General features: G+C 35.3%; 14 protein-coding genes and 1 other annotated feature (1 of these 15 running past the window's edge). Of the genes, 3 read left to right on the top strand and 11 right to left on the bottom strand.

The features are described 5' to 3' along the window. Positions 1-79 (top strand) — a binding site (T-box leader) (it extends 125 nt beyond the left edge of the window). 75 nt (positions 80-154) lie between these two features. Continuing rightward, on the top strand, positions 155-1591 hold the full coding sequence (gene proS / locus EsVE80_RS04070; protein WP_173102562.1) for a proline--tRNA ligase: 1437 nt from the start codon (positions 155-157) through the stop codon (positions 1589-1591). A gap of 82 nt (positions 1592-1673) precedes the next feature. Here the strand turns inward: proS and EsVE80_RS04065 are convergent, their stop codons facing one another. From EsVE80_RS04065 to EsVE80_RS04020, 10 genes are all read right to left on the bottom strand, one after another. Continuing rightward, positions 1674-2678: a lipoate--protein ligase gene (locus EsVE80_RS04065; protein WP_173102561.1), complete on the bottom strand. Its 1005-nt coding sequence runs from the start codon at positions 2676-2678 to the stop codon at positions 1674-1676. 52 nt (positions 2679-2730) lie between these two features. Next, positions 2731-3468: an MBL fold metallo-hydrolase gene (locus EsVE80_RS04060; RefSeq protein WP_173102560.1), complete on the bottom strand. Its 738-nt coding sequence runs from the start codon at positions 3466-3468 to the stop codon at positions 2731-2733. A gap of 196 nt (positions 3469-3664) precedes the next feature. Continuing rightward, on the bottom strand, positions 3665-4747 hold the full coding sequence (locus tag EsVE80_RS04055) for a M42 family metallopeptidase (protein WP_173102559.1): 1083 nt from the start codon (positions 4745-4747) through the stop codon (positions 3665-3667). 99 nt (positions 4748-4846) lie between these two features. Next, positions 4847-6106, bottom strand: coding sequence for a D-alanyl-lipoteichoic acid biosynthesis protein DltD (gene dltD, locus EsVE80_RS04050; RefSeq protein ID WP_173104116.1), 1260 nt, complete (start codon positions 6104-6106; stop codon positions 4847-4849). 2 nt (positions 6107-6108) lie between these two features. Continuing rightward, positions 6109-6345 (bottom strand): D-alanine--poly(phosphoribitol) ligase subunit DltC, encoded by a 237-nt coding sequence (gene dltC, locus EsVE80_RS04045; protein ID WP_173102558.1) that lies wholly within the window; start codon positions 6343-6345, stop codon positions 6109-6111. Positions 6346-6361: 16 nt separating this feature from the next. Beyond that, positions 6362-7558, bottom strand: coding sequence for a D-alanyl-lipoteichoic acid biosynthesis protein DltB (dltB, locus tag EsVE80_RS04040; protein ID WP_173102557.1), 1197 nt, complete (start codon positions 7556-7558; stop codon positions 6362-6364). Further along, positions 7558-9069 (bottom strand): D-alanine--poly(phosphoribitol) ligase subunit DltA, encoded by a 1512-nt coding sequence (gene dltA / locus EsVE80_RS04035; RefSeq protein ID WP_173102556.1) that lies wholly within the window; start codon positions 9067-9069, stop codon positions 7558-7560. Before dltA ends, dltB begins: the two co-directional genes overlap by 1 nt. A 13-nt stretch (positions 9070-9082) precedes the next feature. Continuing rightward, the gene (locus EsVE80_RS04030) at positions 9083-9232 is read right to left on the bottom strand and encodes a teichoic acid D-Ala incorporation-associated protein DltX (RefSeq protein ID WP_173102555.1); all 150 of its coding nucleotides are present in this window, start codon (positions 9230-9232) and stop codon (positions 9083-9085) included. Between the two features lie 316 nt (positions 9233-9548). After that, the gene (locus EsVE80_RS04025) at positions 9549-11597 is read right to left on the bottom strand and encodes an FtsX-like permease family protein (protein WP_173102554.1); all 2049 of its coding nucleotides are present in this window, start codon (positions 11595-11597) and stop codon (positions 9549-9551) included. Then, on the bottom strand, positions 11587-12354 hold the full coding sequence (locus EsVE80_RS04020) for an ABC transporter ATP-binding protein (protein WP_173102553.1): 768 nt from the start codon (positions 12352-12354) through the stop codon (positions 11587-11589). Before EsVE80_RS04020 ends, EsVE80_RS04025 begins: the two co-directional genes overlap by 11 nt. A 405-nt stretch (positions 12355-12759) precedes the next feature. Between EsVE80_RS04020 and nrdD the strand changes: the two genes are divergently transcribed. Then, on the top strand, positions 12760-14949 hold the full coding sequence (nrdD, locus tag EsVE80_RS04015) for an anaerobic ribonucleoside-triphosphate reductase (protein ID WP_173102552.1): 2190 nt from the start codon (positions 12760-12762) through the stop codon (positions 14947-14949). Between the two features lie 130 nt (positions 14950-15079). Next, positions 15080-15682 carry an anaerobic ribonucleoside-triphosphate reductase activating protein gene (gene nrdG / locus EsVE80_RS04010; RefSeq protein WP_173102551.1) on the top strand — a complete coding sequence of 201 codons (603 nt, stop codon included), beginning with the start codon at positions 15080-15082 and terminating at the stop codon, positions 15680-15682. An 87-nt stretch (positions 15683-15769) separates the two neighbouring features. Here nrdG and dinB read toward each other — a convergent pair whose 3' ends face one another. Beyond that, the gene (dinB, locus tag EsVE80_RS04005; RefSeq protein ID WP_173102550.1) at positions 15770-16888 is read right to left on the bottom strand and encodes a DNA polymerase IV; all 1119 of its coding nucleotides are present in this window, start codon (positions 16886-16888) and stop codon (positions 15770-15772) included. Positions 16889-17683: the final 795 nt, after the last annotated feature.

Genomic DNA, 17683 nt, shown 5'->3' with positions numbered 1-17683 from the left:
CCTTATCCTTGTTTTGAGTTGGACTGTTAAAACAGTCAATAAAGGTGGTACCGCGAAATTCACGCATTTCGTCCTTTTATAGGATGAGATGCGTTTTTTATTTTGTCTTTTATAAACAAAGTCAAAAAAAGTAATTTATTTAGGAGGAGACACTATGTCTGAACAAAAAAATGACTTCACTGAATGGTACTTAAAAACCATTCAACAAGCTGAATTAATGGCTTATTCGCCTGTACGTGGCTCAATTATTTTTCGCCCTGATGGTTTTGAATTGTGGGAACATATCCAAGAGGAATTCAATAAATTTTTGAAAACACAAGATATTCGTAATGCCTATTTCCCCATGTTAATTCCAAAAAGCTTCTTTATGAAAGAAGCAGATCACATTGAAGGATTTGCTCCTGAATTGCCTTGGGTAACAGAAGTTGGGGATGAAAAATTAGATGAACCGCTAGCGCTACGACCTACTTCTGAGACTATGATTGGTTCTGCTTTTTCTGATTGGATTAATTCGTATCGTGATCTGCCGTACGAAATCAATCAATGGGCGAATGTTTTTCGCTGGGAGAAGAAAACCTTACCTTTTTTACGCACTTCTGAGTTTTTATGGCAAGAAGGACATACCGCTCATGCAGATGAAGCGGATGCAAGAAAACGGACAATGGCTATTTTAGACGAATATGCGCGTTTAGCAGAAGAATTTTTAGCTATCCCTGTTTACAAAGGACAAAAGACACCTTCTGAACGTTTTGCCGGTGCTGTTGATACGTATTCAATTGAAGCGATGATGCAAGACGGCAAAGCTGTTCAAGCAGGTACTTCTCACTATTTGGGGACTAAATTTGCAGAAGCATTTGATATTACGTATTTGACAAAAGAAAACAAACATACTCACGTGCATACAACTTCTTGGGGCATGTCAACTCGCTTGTTGGGATCTTTAATTATGACTCACGGCGATGACAAGGGACTCGTTTTCCCACCAACTGTCGCACCAACGCAGATTGTTTTAATGCCAGTTGGTCCTTGGAAGAAAAATCCAGCTATTATGGAAAAATTAGATACATTATTTGCTGCCTTTAAACAAGCTGGCTACCGTGTCCGTCTAGACGATACGGATAATTCTCCAGGCTATAAATTCAATGAATGGGAATTAAAAGGCGCTTGCCTACGAATTGAATGTGGTCCTCGTGATTTAGAAAATGGGCACGTGATGGTAAAAGTACGAGATTTAGATGAAAAGAATACGGTGACTTTTGATAACTTAGATGCTTATGTAGCAGAACAATTAGCAATCATGCCAAAACGACTACTAGAAAAAGCAAAAGCTCGTAATAAAGCTAACGAACACTATGATATCAACACACTAGACGAATTGAAAATCCATATTGACAAATGTAATGAAGAAGGTACTACACCAGGCTTTGTTTTAGTTGGCTGGGATGGTAGCGAAGAGACAGAAGCAAAAATCAAAGAAGAAACTGGTTTTACTACTCGAAATATTCCCTTTGAAGTTCCAATGAAAAAAGAATTTGACTTAGTTAGCGGCAAACCAGCAAAACATACACTCTGGATTGCTCGCGCTTATTAACTAAATAGTTTTAAATAACGCTATAAATAAAGGTTCTAGGAAGAGTCGCCACGACTTTTTCCTAGAACCTTTAATGTTTTTATTAATAAAGTAGTTCTAAAAATTCTTCTTGGGTAATGTTACCAAAGTATTTTTTTACATCAATTTGTGTCACAGCTGTTTTTAGTGCTTCTTTTTCATACTTCACGCCTACAAGCGCTGCTTCAACGTCCTTAATATCACCCAAACCAAAGAAATCACCATAAATTTTAGCTTCTGTAATAACACCCTTTTGTACATTTAGTCGGACTTCAATGGAGCCAATTGCAAAGCGTTTTCGACGCTCTAAATCAAATTCTGGAGAACGACCATAGTTCCAATCCCAATTACGGTAATAGTCTTTTGAAATTTGATTAATTTTTTCCCAGTCATCAGCTGTTAATTCGTAAGTTTTTACATCTTTTATGTCATTTACACCAAAGATTTTCAATAAAATTTCTTGCCGGAAATCTTTCGTTGTCATATTTTGTTTATTTGCAGGTAAGAACGGCTTCACATTGGTTACGCGCGAACGAATAGATTTAATTCCTTTTGATTCAATCTTATCTTTACGCACCTTTAAAGCATTGACCACTTCATTAATGTCGCTATCAAACATAATCGTGCCGTGCGCAAACATTCTGCCATTAGTGGCATACATTGCATTCCCCGAGAATTTTTGATCTTCAATCACCAAGTCATTACGCCCTTTTAACTGAGCCCCTTTGACTCCCAGTTCTTGTAAAGCAGCCACAATCGGCTTAGTTAATTTTTCAAAATCTCTAAAGGAGTCGCCATCATCAGGCATGATAAAACTGAAATTTAAGTTCCCTAAATCATGATAAACAGCCCCACCACCACTTAAACGTCGCACAACGTGAATACCATGTTCATCTACATATTCTTGATTGATTTCTTCGATGGTATTTTGATTGCGCCCGATAATAATCGATGGTTCATTAATATAAAACAACAAGATGGGTTCCGTTAAGGGATACTCCTGAACCAAAAAATGTTCAATTGCTAAGTTTACTCTTGGGTCATTGTTTTCATTTGGTACAAAAATCACAGTACATCCTCCTATTCATTAACAACACGTTTTCTTTAAAACTATTCCATCCTTAAATCAATAATTCTTTACCTACTGCTGCTAATTCAACCGAGATGTTCTTCCCAGCTGCAACCTGTGCTTGTTCTTTTAGTAATTGCAAATCACCAAATTGAGGTAAGTGAGTCAAAACTAATTTTTTAACATGTGCATTTTTAGCAAAGGTTCCTGATTCTTGCGCTGTAAAATGTGCTTTATGATGTTCGTGGCCATTAAATAAGTATGTATCCGCTAAAAATAAGTCGGCATCTTTAGCGAATTCATTGAAATCTTCTAAATAACCAGAGTCACCAGTAAATACAAATATCTTACCTGTGTCATTTTCTAAAAAGCGCATTGCATAACACGTTACAGGATGAATCGTCTTCATAAATGTAACAGAAAACGGTCCCAATTCCAACTGTTTTGTTTCGTAATAAGGACGACCTTCAGAAACATTTGCCATCGTTAAATCATTAAAATGAAATTCATCTAAATCATGTCCATAAATTGGTAAAATTTTCTTATTTTCAGCTGGAAATAGTTGGAAATAATATTGCAAAACCCCTAAATCCGCAATATGATCATGATGATAATGAGAGAGGATAACAGCATCTAAATCAAGTGGATCTATTTTCTTCTCCAACTCAACTAAAGTTGTACTGCCACAATCCAATAACAAATTAAAATCATCAGTTTGCAGCAAGTAACCAGTTGTCCCTTGCCCTTTATACGGATAAGCTCCAAGGCAACCTAATACGGTTAATTTCATATTCTTCACACCTTCCTTTTCTTTATGCTAGCACAACCTTTTCTTTTCATAAAATAATAGTTATTTAACAGGCAACATCTTAGCATAAATTAGTTCTAGCAAATTAATAATACGATTACCAAAAAAGGCTTGACCAGCATCGCTGATAAGCCTTTTTAAACATTTCATCTAACAATTGAATAATATGCCATATAAATTAATAGGTTCGAATTTTTTTCACTGCTTCATCATCTAAACGACGAACGACTTCTGTAACTAACTTCACGGTATTTAAGTAATCGTCTTCGTGAATAATGGACGTATGAGAATGTAAGTAACGAACTGGTACTGTAATTGCGAGTGAAGGCACTCCATCACGAGTTAAATGCATTTGTCCTGCATCTGTTCCCCCACCGGTAATCACAGTATATTGGAAAGGAATAGCTAATTCTTCGGCAACATTTACAACGAAATTCAATAATTTCTTATGCGGTACCATCGACGCATCAAAAATCAAGACTTGAGGACCTGCACCTAATTTAGAATCAGCTTCTTTTGGTGTCATTCCTGGTGTATCGCCAGCAGTCCCTGTATCTAATGCAATAGCAATATCTGGATTCACCAAGTGGGTGCTTGTTCGTGCGCCTCTTAAACCAACTTCTTCCATAACATCACTGCCTGCAAATAGACAATTGGGATGGCCCTCTTTTGACAAATTTTCTAAAACTCTTAATGAAACAGCCGTACCGACACGGTTATCCCAAGCTTTTGCAAGTAGAAACTTCCCACCATTTAAACGTTCATATTCAATATAAGGAGTAATCATATCTCCTGGACGAATTCCCCACTCTTTTGCCTCAGCGAGACTTGTTGCACCAATATCAATAAACATATCTTTAATTTCATAAGGTTGTTTGCGCGCTTCTGGTGTTAAAACATGTGGTGGTTTACAACCAATCACACCACGAATTAGTTTACCTGCTTGGGTTTTAATTTCCACTTGCTGAGCCAACATAACCTGACTCCACCAACCACCTAATGTTTGAAATTCAATAAAACCCTGTTCGGTAATTTTTGTCACCATAAAGCCTACTTCATCCATATGACCCGAAATAAAAATTTTCGGCCCACCGCCTTCGCCTACGTGCTTAGCGATAACACTTCCTAGGCCATCAAAAGAAATGTCTTCGGCAAATGGGGCAGCATATTTTTTAAAAACTTCTCTTACTTCATCTTCATTCCCAGGCACGCCTCTCGCTTTGGTTAATTCAATTAGTAACTGCTCTTCATTTTTATCCATCTAGACTGCAACTCCTTGCATTATTTATTACGATTTTGATTATAACATGGCAGTTTATAAAAAACAGTAGCCCAGCCAAAGCCAAACTACTGTTTTAAATTATTTAATTGTCGCTGGATTTTGATTTTGCCAGTCTTGCGTGTAGAAATAATCAGCTATGTGATAAGTTGGCTGTGGCGTTCTTTTTTCCAAAAACGGTTGGATATATTGATCTGCTGCCAACCAACCACGCCATCCTAAGTGGATAGTATCCGTCATAAAATAAGGCTCATGATCTTTATTAGTAAAATCAGCAATCTGGTTAAATCCTTGAGAACGTAATTGATACGTAATTTTTTTGCTAAACTCTTGTAACATATGTTGCGATAAGCCTGTATATTCGCTCCATTTTCCATTAATTGGCGGAATAATGAAGAGAGCTTGTGTATTTTCTTTTGCCAATTGATTTAAAACTAATTGAAAATCCGAAAATTCTTTTGAATAACGATAATCCCACTTAGCTTGCGAAGCATTGAATTTAGTCAAACGTGGTTTAATCCGATGGGTATAAAAACCATTTTCAATACCAAAAGAATTATTTGCAGTTGCTTTTTGACCAATTTTTTTAGCTTGTTCATCTAATTTTTGATCATTGTAAACAGCTGGTAATTTTTTTTCTTGTTGTTCAATTTGGTTATTTTTCGACAACAAACCAATTTCACTAAAAAGTTCATCTTCCCGATTCAACATATTAATATGGAATCGTGCCACATCAACTTGTCTTTTTGTTGGTAATTTACCTTTAGCAATTTCCTTTAACATCAACTTCAATGTTTCATCATGATTGACTTTTTCATAGGCCAGCAATCGTTTCGCTAAATATTTATCAGTTTCAGAAACATTGTCTAACTTAGTGGCCCAAGTATAGGTTTGCAATTCAGAGAAATACGCGTCGAAATACGCCCGCTTTATTCCTCCTTTGACGAACCATTGGGGTGAGATAATAAAAACTACTTTTTTACCTTTTAGGTCACTACCAAATGATTGCATCATCATATACTGTGTTAAAGATTGTGTTCCTGGAGCACCTAGTAAAAAAGGCGTGTAATTTCGTTTGTATTTTTTAGCTAACACAGATGGATGAAATGGACTAATTCGACTTAGCTCTGAAGAACCAAAAAAGGGCACATACTCACCAGATTTTACGGCTTCATTTTTAATTGAATTTCCACGCAAAATATTACCGGACATCGAACTACTAGCTTGGGCCCATAAGCCTTTATCTTCATCATTAATCTTAAAAGGTGAAAAGAAAAATAGCGCTAGCAGGACCGCAGCTGCTATTACCGGCCCAAAAATAGCAAGAAGCTTTTTTTTCATCATTAATTCCCTTTTAGTTCCAAAACTTTAGCAATGATTTTATTTGGTGTGTCCCATTCTTCACGGTCAAATTCTGAAACAGGAACTTGAACATCTAATTGTCCTTCTAATTCTACTAATAATTGCACAGTAGCCATGGAGTCCATTAGTCCTTCATCAAATAAATTAACATCCAAATTTTCTTTTACTTCATCTGTTCCGGTAATTTCTTCTAAAATGTTCAATACTGTATCTTTCATTTTTCATTCTCCTCTTTTAAATTAATTTATCTAAAATTCCTGAAAAAATCATAAAGCTAAAACATACTGCCTGAAAGTTTAAAAAGATTGCCAATCCATGGGTAAACTTATTTGACGGCAAATTCTTATGTTTTTTCTTATAACGTAACCAGGCGTCGGTTAAACAAATCAGCGCTGCGTGGTATAAACCATAGACAATATAATACCAAGCTAGTCCGTGCCAGACTCCCATTATTAAGAAAAGGGCAAAATAACCAACATTTGAAGCAACGATGCGACTTTTGAATACTTTCTTTTTCAACAAAGTAAACATCAGACGCATATAAATATAGTCGCGAAACCAAAAAGACAACGTCATGTGCCAGCGATTCCAAAATTCTTTGATATTCCAAGCTAAAAATGGTTTATTAAAGTTCATTGGTGTTTCATAACCTAAAATATTACTGGTTCCAACAGCAAACAAACTATAGCCGGCAAAGTCAAAGAATAAATACATACTGTAAACATACATATAAGCAACTAACGGCCAGGAAATTCCACCATTGAGGATTGTCGCTCGTTCAATTGGCGGCAGTAAAACTGAACCAAAATAATAGCCAATAATAAACTTGTATAAAAAACCGATAAAAATACGGTGAATCCCCGTGCCCAAAAGATCTACATATTTTTCTGGTGTCGGTGGATTATCTAAGTCCTTATCAAAACGGCGGAAGCGATCAATTGGTCCTGAAGAGATGGTCGGAAAAAATAATAGAAACTGGATGTAATGCCAAACTTTATATGATTTAATCATCCCATCGCGTGTTTCCATAATCATTTGTACTGATTTAAAAGTCAAATATGAAATCCCTAAAAAACCTAAAATTGAACTGTGACCACCGTTAAAAAATGGCACAATTTTGGTGATCGCTAAAGGCAAAATTGCCAAGAATACAGCGGTATAAAAGACACTACTGCTATTTTTTTGCTGCCGATATAAAAAATACAGGTGGACCAATACTGTTTGCCAAATAACATAGCCAATCAGAGCAACTCCTTGATGCCAACTGGCACCACCAAAACTAATATATAAGAAAAACACCGTTACTAAACTTTGGTAAAAGGAAGGTCGTTTTCCTGCAATTAACATACTTAAAATCAGTGGCACAAACGCAATAAACAATAATAAAAAGTACTTCGGATCTGCATAAGGAATACTATGTGGAAAGACCATTAGCCGTTCACCTCATTTATCAGACCCTTACGATCAATTTTACCGTTGGCGGTACGAGGTAATTGTTCAACATAGACAAACCGTTGGGGAATCATGTAATCCATCACACCTTCAGCTAATTCAGCTTTAATTGCTTTTGTTAATTGAAACTCTTTAGCAAATTCATTTTCATTGGGAACTACAAATGCCACTAATTGTTGAACTTTATGATCTTGATACTTTGGTACCACAGTTGCTTGTTTTACTAAGGAAACTTGATTTAAATGGTGATCAACATCTTCCAATTCAATACGATAGCCATGTAGTTTCACCTGAAAATCAATTCGTCCTTCATACCGTAATAGACCATCATCAGGCAGGCTACCTGCATCTCCAGTTCGATAAGCCCAGTTACCATCTAATAAAAGGAAAGCCTGTGCCGTCTTTTCAGGATTATTCAAATAGCCTTTGGAAACACTCGGACCAGAAATTACAATTTCGCCAACTTTGCCAGCTGCTAATACTTGTAGGTCGTCCATGATGGTTACTTTTGTATCCTCTTTTACATATCCGATTGGCAAACGATCAACTTGTTCCAATAAAGTAGAAGTAATTTCAACACTTGAAATCGCGACAGTTGCTTCAGTTGGGCCGTAGGTATTGTAAATATGCGCTGCTGGAAAACGTTCCAATAAACTTCTGGCTGTTTTTTTTGTTAATTCTTCTCCACAAAAAATGAAAGTCGTTAAGCTAGGGATATTTTCCCCATTAAATTCTTTTTCCATTAGGCAAATATCCATAAACGAAGGGGTTGATACCCATACATCTAGTGCCAATTGGGGTAGTGTCGCAAAAAGTGCTTTAAAATCGTTAATAATTTCTTTTTTCAAAGGAACCAAAGAACCGCCTGAACACAAAGCAGGATAGACATCGAAAACAGATAAATCAAAAGAATAAGGCGCTTGTGATAAAAAGCGACTTTGTTTTGGCAAAATAAAATCTGTCAACGTCCAGTTTACAAAAGATAATAAATTTTCATGACTAATTTGTACTCCTTTTGGAACACCGGTTGTACCTGAGGTAAAAATTAAGTAGTAATTTTCATCTTTTTGAACACTTTCAAATTTTGGTAAGATCTGATTTTGGTAGAAAATTTCTTTTAATGCAACTGGGGACAAAACGTCACAAGTAATCGGAATATCGGGCCATTCTTCAACACTAATGATTAACGTAGGTTGTGCAACAGCTAAAATTAATTCTACACGATCATTTGGAGTATTCGCTTCAATAGGAATATACGCATGTCCTGCTTTACTAGCACCTAAAAATGCAACCAACATTTCGAATTCTAAGTCGCCGTAGACAACGATAGGGCCACGATCCATCAGTTTTTCGCTCAAAAAGGCAGCAAGCTGATCAGACCATTTTTTTAACTGACCATAGGTATATTCTTTTTCATCAATATAGGCAATGCGATTAGGTTCAGTTGCCCCCCAAGAATCAATTTGTTCAATAATATTTGTTACAGTCATCTGCTCTCACCTCTTAAAATTCGTTGTAAATAAATGTGCCGCCTTGAATATTTTTGTAATGATACAAATAGACTAAAATTAGCACGACACAGAAGTAAAAGAGCGTTTTTCCAATAAAAGTTAACCAATAGTGGGTATTTTCTTTATGTAACCAATTTTTCATTATCACTCTCTCCTTTTCCTTTGCAGTATAAATTGAATCAAGACTTTCTAACATTTCTTTGGCTTACATAGGATAAGAAAATCTAACACTTTCGTCACTTAAGGGCTTTCAATCAAATTACTTAGTTTACAAGCAGTCTAACATCATTTAGACGTCTATTTTTAACCTTTTAAATTAAGTAAATCTGCATTTTTTAATGTGTTACAAAGGCATAAAGATTTCCAAATGAAAAAGACAATGTTTTAAAATTACTGAAATCAAAATAATACGGCGAAATTTCAGTTTTTTTCTAAAACATTGTCTTTTCTAATTTATATTAATTTTCCCAGCTATGCAGAAAAAACTTAACAGTCAAAATATAAGCAAAAAAGTAAATGACGGCTACAATGCCACAAAACAGATAAGCTAACCAATAACTGCCATTTGTAACAAATTGCGACCAAGTGTAAATAGCAAAGCCAGCATGTCCGGTAATTAGCACAACCGGGGATGCAAAAATCCAAGCATTTCGATAGTAGAGATTGCGTTTCATTTGTTTCCGACTAACGCCTAGTTTCTGTAATAATAGATAATCTCTTCTGCCTTCTTCTACTTCTGAAAGTTGTCGCAGCATTAAAATTGCAGCTGTTGTAATGGAAGCAATCATCCCCAAAAAGATGGCAACATACATAAATATTCCTGCTTCTCGTGTAGCTCGTCTAACAATGGGATAGCGACTAGTATGATTTAAGCGAGAATAGTTTCCAGTAAAATCATGAACTGTTTTATTTTCTAATTCTTTTGTTGAAATGGTTCCTTTTAAACTTTTATTTTTATAAGTAAAGTCATAATAAATATCATTTCCCCAATCTGACTTTAATTCTTTTTCAACAATAGTAGCAAGTCTCTCCTCATCTTTTGCCTTCACATCAACCATTGCAATGGTAAATTCTACCCCTTGTATCAATTCAAATTGTTCATCCGGTACTACCAAAACTCCCGTGTCATACCGTAACAACGAGTCTCCTAACAAATCAGAATAAAAATGTTGTACCGTAAAATCAAGCCCATTTGGCAAGGTAAACTTTCGACTTAACTCGCTAACCCCGTTAAACACCACGTAATCATAATCAAATAAAACACCTTTATTTTTTGACAAGTTGTCAATGATTGGTAGTGTTGGATGTGCTTTTTGAAATTTTTGATAATCGCTATAACGCAACACATTCATCAAGTTAAGTTGTTCCACTTCTTCGCTGCTAAAAAGTTTTAAAGCAAACTGTGTTGCCGTTACTTTGTAGCGAAGGCTTTGGACATTTTTAATTTCCCCATCATTTTCTGCAATGATCTTTGTTAACTTCGGCAATTCATTACTGTGAACTTGAAAATCTACTGGTGTTTCGTTTTCACTTACTTTACTTTGGATGCTAACAAGTGAAATAGCTCCACCGATTAAAGCAAGTGCCAATGCTGTTAAAATAGTCAATAACGCCATAGAACGCCAATTTTTTAAGATAGAAACAATTGTACGACTACGCTCGTAATAATTTAAACCATGATAGTGAGATTTCTTTTTATCTAATAAATAAAAAATAGTTTTTATACCATAACGATAAAAAAGATAGGTGGCAATAATACATGTTAATAAAATTCCTCCTGGTAGCCAAAATAAAATCGTGAAACTTTGCGTCATCATTACAAAACGAAAAATTAAGGGACGAATAAAAAAAGCCGCTGTATAGGCTGCTATAATTAGCATCACACTGAAAAAACCCAATTTTAATTCATACGGTTTTGTCTTTAACTTTTGTAAATCCGATTGTTGTTTAGTAGCAAAAAGCCCATCTACTCTTTTTTTAGATAAAACGATAATATTTTGAAAAGCACTTAGAATAAAAACAAAGATAAAAACAGCCGCGGTCACTTGAACAGATTGCCATGAAAAAAAGAGGGTGCTATTGACATCGAGTGCCATCGCTTTTACCAGTATCATAGAAAAAAGTTTTGAAAAGATGACACCAGATCCGATTCCTAACAAAAAAGCTACTAAATTCAAAGTGAAAATTTCTGCTAAAGATTGAAAAATAATGCGGCGCCTTTTTAGACCAAAAAGTTGATAAAGTGCTACTTCTTGTTGGCGTCTAGCAATAAAAAAACGATTGGCACTTAAAACAAAAAAGACCAACATAATAATGACAAAAAAACTGCCTACATTTAAAATGTTTTCAATTTTTATATCTTGACTGGCTCTTTTGGTCAAAGGTTGATCATGGGTCATGGCATTAAATGAATAATAAATCATAACGGCCATTGTAATACTAATTAAGTACACGCCATAGTTCCTAGCTTGTTTAATAAAGCTACGCCACGTTAATTTATAAAGCATTGCGTCGTCCCCCACCGCCTAAAGTTGCCTGCATGTCAATTACCCGTTCAAAGAAATCCTGCCTAGAGCCTCGTTTAACAACTTCAGCAAAAAAAACACCATCTTTGATGAATAAAATACGATTACAATAACTCGCTGTATACGGATCATGGGTTACCATTAAAATCGTTTTATTTTCTTTTTGATTAATTTCACTCAAATAATAGAGTAATTCTGTCGCAGATTTTGAATCCAATGCTCCAGTCGGTTCATCGGCAAAAATAATTTTTGGTCGCACGACCAATGCTCTAGCAGCAGCAACTCGCTGCCGTTGACCTACTGATAATTCTTCTGGATAACGTTGCATAATTTCTTTTATTCCAAGTAAAGTTGTGGCGTGTTGCACACGTAGTTCAATCTCATCATCTTTAATGTGATCAATTGCTAAAGGTAAAATAATATTATCTTTAGCCGTTAACGTTGGTAATAAATTAAACTCTTGAAAAATAAAGCCTAGTTCTTTACGGCGAAAATCACTTAGTTGATCTTCTTTTAACGCTGTTAAATCATGGCCATCCACTGTTACACTACCAAAAGTAGGTAAAGCAATTGATGCTAAAATATTCATAAGCGTTGTTTTACCGGCCCCACTAGGACCCATAATACCTACAAACTCACCTTCATCCACACTAAAAGAAAGATTATCTAACACCTTCATTTGATTAAAGCGATTGCCATATGTTTTACTTAAATGTTTTACTTCAATTATTTTTTTCATTGGATAACCTCTAATAACAAGCCCGAAAAGAGTTTGTCTATTTTTATATTTACATGGTAGCATAAGCTGTTTTAAAAGCGCAGTTTTTAACTTAAGTCAGGAATAAAATTTAAACAAAATTTTTTATCTCATCTTATACTTTTTTATACAAAATTCAATTTTTTATAAATCCCAAAAGCCTATTGTTATCAGTTTTCAATTTTTTTACATATTTTTTATACACCATATATAGTGTTTTTTTGTTATAGATCAAAACGACACCACTATATATAGGTTGCATACGACTTGCTTTTCAGCTATCATATTATGTGAGTTCAGACACAAGTTAATGTCTGGTTAAAGCTAGCCTTTCGTAAAATAATTCACAGCAAAGGACTTGGTTTAAGAAATAAAGGAGTGAGCAAAATGATGGATTTAAAAAGTGATCAGGTAGCAAGTGAGGTTCAGCCACAGCTACAAACGATTAAAATCATTAAACGTGACGGTCGCCTAATGGACTTTGATGACCAAAAGATTTACGATGCATTGGTTAAAGCAAAACAGCAAATACACGGAGAATTATCACCGATTGATCATGAACGCCTATTAGAAATAGTCGAACGAATAGATGCCGAAATTGGGCAACGTTTTACCACAGATGTCAAAATCTATGAAATCCAAAATATTGTCGAACATATCCTTTTAGAAAAAGGTGAATATGAAATCGCTGAGGCTTATATTAACTACCGTACCCGCCGCGATTTTGATCGCAGCAAAGCGACTGATATTAATTTTACAATTGGTCGTTTAATCAATAAAGATCAAAGCGTTGTAAATGAAAATGCTAATAAAGACAGCAATGTTTTTAATACCCAGCGGGATTTAACAGCTGGTATTGTTGGTAAATCAATTGGATTAAAAATGTTACCCAAGCATGTCGCAAATGCTCATCAAAAAGGCGATATTCATTACCACGATTTGGATTATCATCCATATACACCAATGACAAATTGTTGTTTAATTGATTTTAAGGGTATGTTAAATGACGGTTTCAAAATTGGAAATGCCGAAGTCGAATCACCAAAGTCTATTCAAACAGCAACAGCCCAAATTTCACAAATCATTGCTAATGTAGCTTCTAGTCAATATGGTGGTTGTTCCGCTGATCGAACAGATGAATTATTAGCTCCTTTTGCTGAATTAAATTATCAAAAACATATGCAAGATGCCCACGAATGGATTGAAAGCCCTGACCGACGTGAAGAGTATGCCAAAGCAAAAACAAAAAAAGATATTTATGATGCGATGCAAAGTTTAGAATATGAAATTAACACACTATTTACTTCAAATGGACAAACACCTTTTACTTCTCTTGGTTTTGGTCTTGGAACAAGCTGGTTTGAAAGAGAAATTCAACGAGCTATTTTACAGATTCGCATTAATGGATTAGGCAGCGAAAAAAGAACTGCTATTTTTCCTAAATTAATTTTTTCAATTAAAAAAGGAATAAATTCTAATCCAACTGATCCAAATTACGATATTAAACAATTGGCTTTAGAATGTGCTACCAAGCGTATGTATCCAGATATTTTGAACTACGATAAAATTGTGGAATTAACCGGAAGTTTTAAAGTTCCAATGGGCTGCCGTTCTTTCCTACAAGGCTGGCAAGACGAAAACGGTCAAGAAGTAAATGTTGGCCGCATGAATTTAGGCGTTGTTACTTTAAACTTACCTCGTATTGCTTTAGAAGCTGCTGGTGATCAAGATAAATTTTGGACTCTTTTAGAAGAACGATTAGCCACCGTTAAAGATGCTTTAGTATATCGCGTTGAGCGTTGCAAAGAAGCCATTCCTGCCAATGCCCCAATTTTATATATGTATGGTGCCTTTGGGAAACGTTTAAGTCGTACTGATGCAGTAAATGAATTATTTAAAAATAAACGGGCAACTGTTTCTTTAGGTTATATTGGATTATATGAAGTTGCTGCTACTTTCTTTGGAGGAACTTGGGAAAATAATCCAACTGCCAAAGATTTTACGTTAAACATTGTCAAATCATTAAAAGCTCATGCAGATGACTGGGGTAACGAATACGGCTATCACTTTAGTGTCTATTCTACGCCAAGTGAAAGTTTAACTGATCGTTTTTGCCGTTTAGATACTGAAAAATTTGGTACGATTGAAAATGTTACAGATAAAGAATACTATACGAACAGTTTCCATTATGATGTCCGTAAAAACCCAACACCTTTTGAAAAATTAGATTTTGAAAAAGATTATCCAAAATATTGTTCGGGCGGATTTATTCATTATTGTGAATATCCAATGCTCCAACAAAATCCAAAAGCTTTAGAAGCTGTTTGGGATTACTCGTACGATAAAGTTGGGTATTTAGGTACGAATACGCCAATTGATCACTGCTATGAATGTGGTTTTGAAGGAGACTTCACGCCAACAGAACGTGGCTTTGAATGTCCGCAATGTGGCAACCACGATCCTAAAACCTGCGATGTGGTAAAACGGACCTGTGGATACTTGGGAAATCCGCAAGCACGACCAATGGTTCATGGGCGGCATAAAGAAATTTCTTCACGTGTGAAACACATGAAATGATGTCTTTGTATTCGTAATAGCTAAAAAAGCCCGAACGCAGTTAGCTGACGCTCGGGTTTTCTTGCCAGAAAAATGAAAAAACAACCTTGGCACACTTGCCAAGATGCAATATTAGAAAGAAGGCATTTTTATGCGTAATCCAAAACCCAAAGAATGGCAAGCTAGTATGTATAGTAAAAATTATATCGCAGATTATAAAGCGTTTAACTTCGTTGACGGTGAAGGTGTTCGTAACAGTTTGTATGTCAGTGGTTGTCTTTTTGCCTGTGAAGGATGCTTTAATAAAGCTGTCCAAAATTTCAACTATGGTACTCCTTTTACCAAAAAACTAGAAGATCAAATCATTACAGACTTGAGTCATGATTATGTTCAAGGACTAACACTATTAGGTGGCGAACCTTTTTTAAATACTCAAGTCTGCTTACAGGTAGTTAATCGGGTAAAAACAGAGTTTGGAGCGCAAAAAGATATTTGGAGTTGGTCTGGGTATACTTTTGAAGAACTGCTCCAAGAAACTGACGATAAATTAGAATTGCTAAATAAAATTGATATTCTAGTGGATGGACGTTTTGAACTGGCTAAACGTAATCTAAATCTTCAATTTCGTGGTAGCAGCAATCAACGGATTATTGATGTCAAAAAATCTTTAGCATTAGGAAAAGCTGTTATTTGGGATAAATGTCACGATGCAACAGAAAGTTTTGAACAAATAAAAAAGCAAGATTTAATCTAGCAATACTTTAAAAATACTAATTGATAAAAAAGACGAGGCAAATAGACATTTGCCTCGTCTTTTTTGCACGTACGTTCTATTTTTAAACTAACCTTCGTCTCCCCACAAAGGCAAAATCACATTTTCAAAAGTTATTGGATCTAAATTTGTCACTGTTACCCCTAAAAGACGGATGCCCTTTTCAATCCCACCCACTTCTTCCCAAATTAAACTTGCTTGAGAAAAGATAGTATGCTTATCGGCTAAATAAGTTGGGAATGTTTTTCTTTTAGTAACTGTTTCATAACCTGTATATCGAACTTTCAAAACAATAGTTTTACCGTGTTTCCCAACTCTTTTTAAAGAGTCGGCTACATTTTCAGATAACTGTCTAAGTTGTGATAATACTGCTTCTTCAGTTGCAAGAGGATTGCCATAGGTATGTTCTTTTCCCACCGACTTTCGTTCTCTTGTTACACAAACAGGTGAATCATGTATTCCCCGTACTTTCCGATATAAAGAATACCCCATTTTACCAAAGGATTGAATTAATTCCATTTCTGTTTTTTTAAATAAATCAGCTCCCGTAAAGATTCCCATTTCATGCATTTTCGGAACAGTTTTTTTCCCGACGCCATAAAATTTTTCAATTGGTAAGGCCTTTAAAAAAGTCACCGCATCTCGGGGTGGAATAACCGTAATTCCTTGTGGCTTCATAAAGTCAGAGGCTAATTTGGCTAAAAATTTGTTATAACTAACTCCCGCTGAACAAGTCAGTTGCAAATTTTCCCAGACATCGCGTTGAATCAATCGTGCAATTTTTACTGCCGAGACACTACTAACTTTGTTTTTTGTAACATCTAAATACGCTTCATCAATTGAAACTGGTTCAATAATATCGGTATACTTCAAAAATATACTGCGTACTTCTTTTGAAACTGCACGATACTTCTCGTGATTTCCTGGTACAAAAATAGCGTGTGGACACAATTCATAAGCCTTTTGTGCACTCATAGCAGAATGAATACCGTATTTACGTGCCTCATAATTAGCAGTAGTTACGACGCCTCTTCCCCCTGTATCACTGGGATGGCGAGCAATAACCAATGGATGTTTGGCTAATTCAGGATTGTCCCGTTCTTCAACAGAAGCAAAAAAAGCGTCCATGTCGATATGAATAATTTTACGACTCGTATCGTTTCTTAAAGGAAATTGTAACTCTGCCATATTCTCTCCTCGCATTCTTCTCTATTATACAAAGACAAACAAATGTTCGCAACTTTTCTTCATGCTATTTGAGAGTATATTGCCGCTAAATGCTTATATTTTATTCTTAAAAGATAAACATCAACAGATTTTGTTATGCTACAAAGAAATGATGAAGTCTTAGTTATGGCATGATTGCTACAAGAAAGAATAAGGACCACTCAAAGGAATTAAAACTTGAAGCTTTTCTTATTTATTTAGATGGATTGGATAGCCAAAGAAATGTCGTCAAAAAACTTCAAGACTGGATTAAGCTATATAATTCTCATGAAGCCTTCAAATCAGAAAGTGATGGAAGTGAACATGAGACAAACAAGAAAGCCGCACCCTAAAGGAAGACGCGCAAATTAGAATCCCTCAACTCGAAGAACAAGTAAAACACCAACAAAAGGAGATCAACCTGTTAAAAAGGGAGAGGATAAAAAACATAGAATAAGCGAAAGTCATACGAATCATTCGTAATAAATATCTTGAAAAAGGGTATCATGGGAGTAATTCAGAATTTTTATAACAGAATTGTTGAAACTGAACTGACACAAAGTATGTCTTGTGTTGAAAAATGTGTTGATAATGGACCGATGAGATATCACAATCTGTATTGCAAAACAAGCTAATCATTCCTGTATTTCAAATATAAAATATTCTTTATTTTGTATTTGAACCGCATAACCAACTAAGCAGTAATGCGGTTGTTGCGGCTTAGAAAAGTAAAAAAAACTACTCTTCAAGAAGCAAAGAGCAGCTCTAAAAATCATT

This window comes from Enterococcus saigonensis (genome assembly GCF_011397115.1).
GTDB lineage: Bacteria > Bacillota > Bacilli > Lactobacillales > Enterococcaceae > Enterococcus_C > Enterococcus_C saigonensis.
This window is presented reverse-complemented; position numbering and strand designations above follow the sequence as displayed.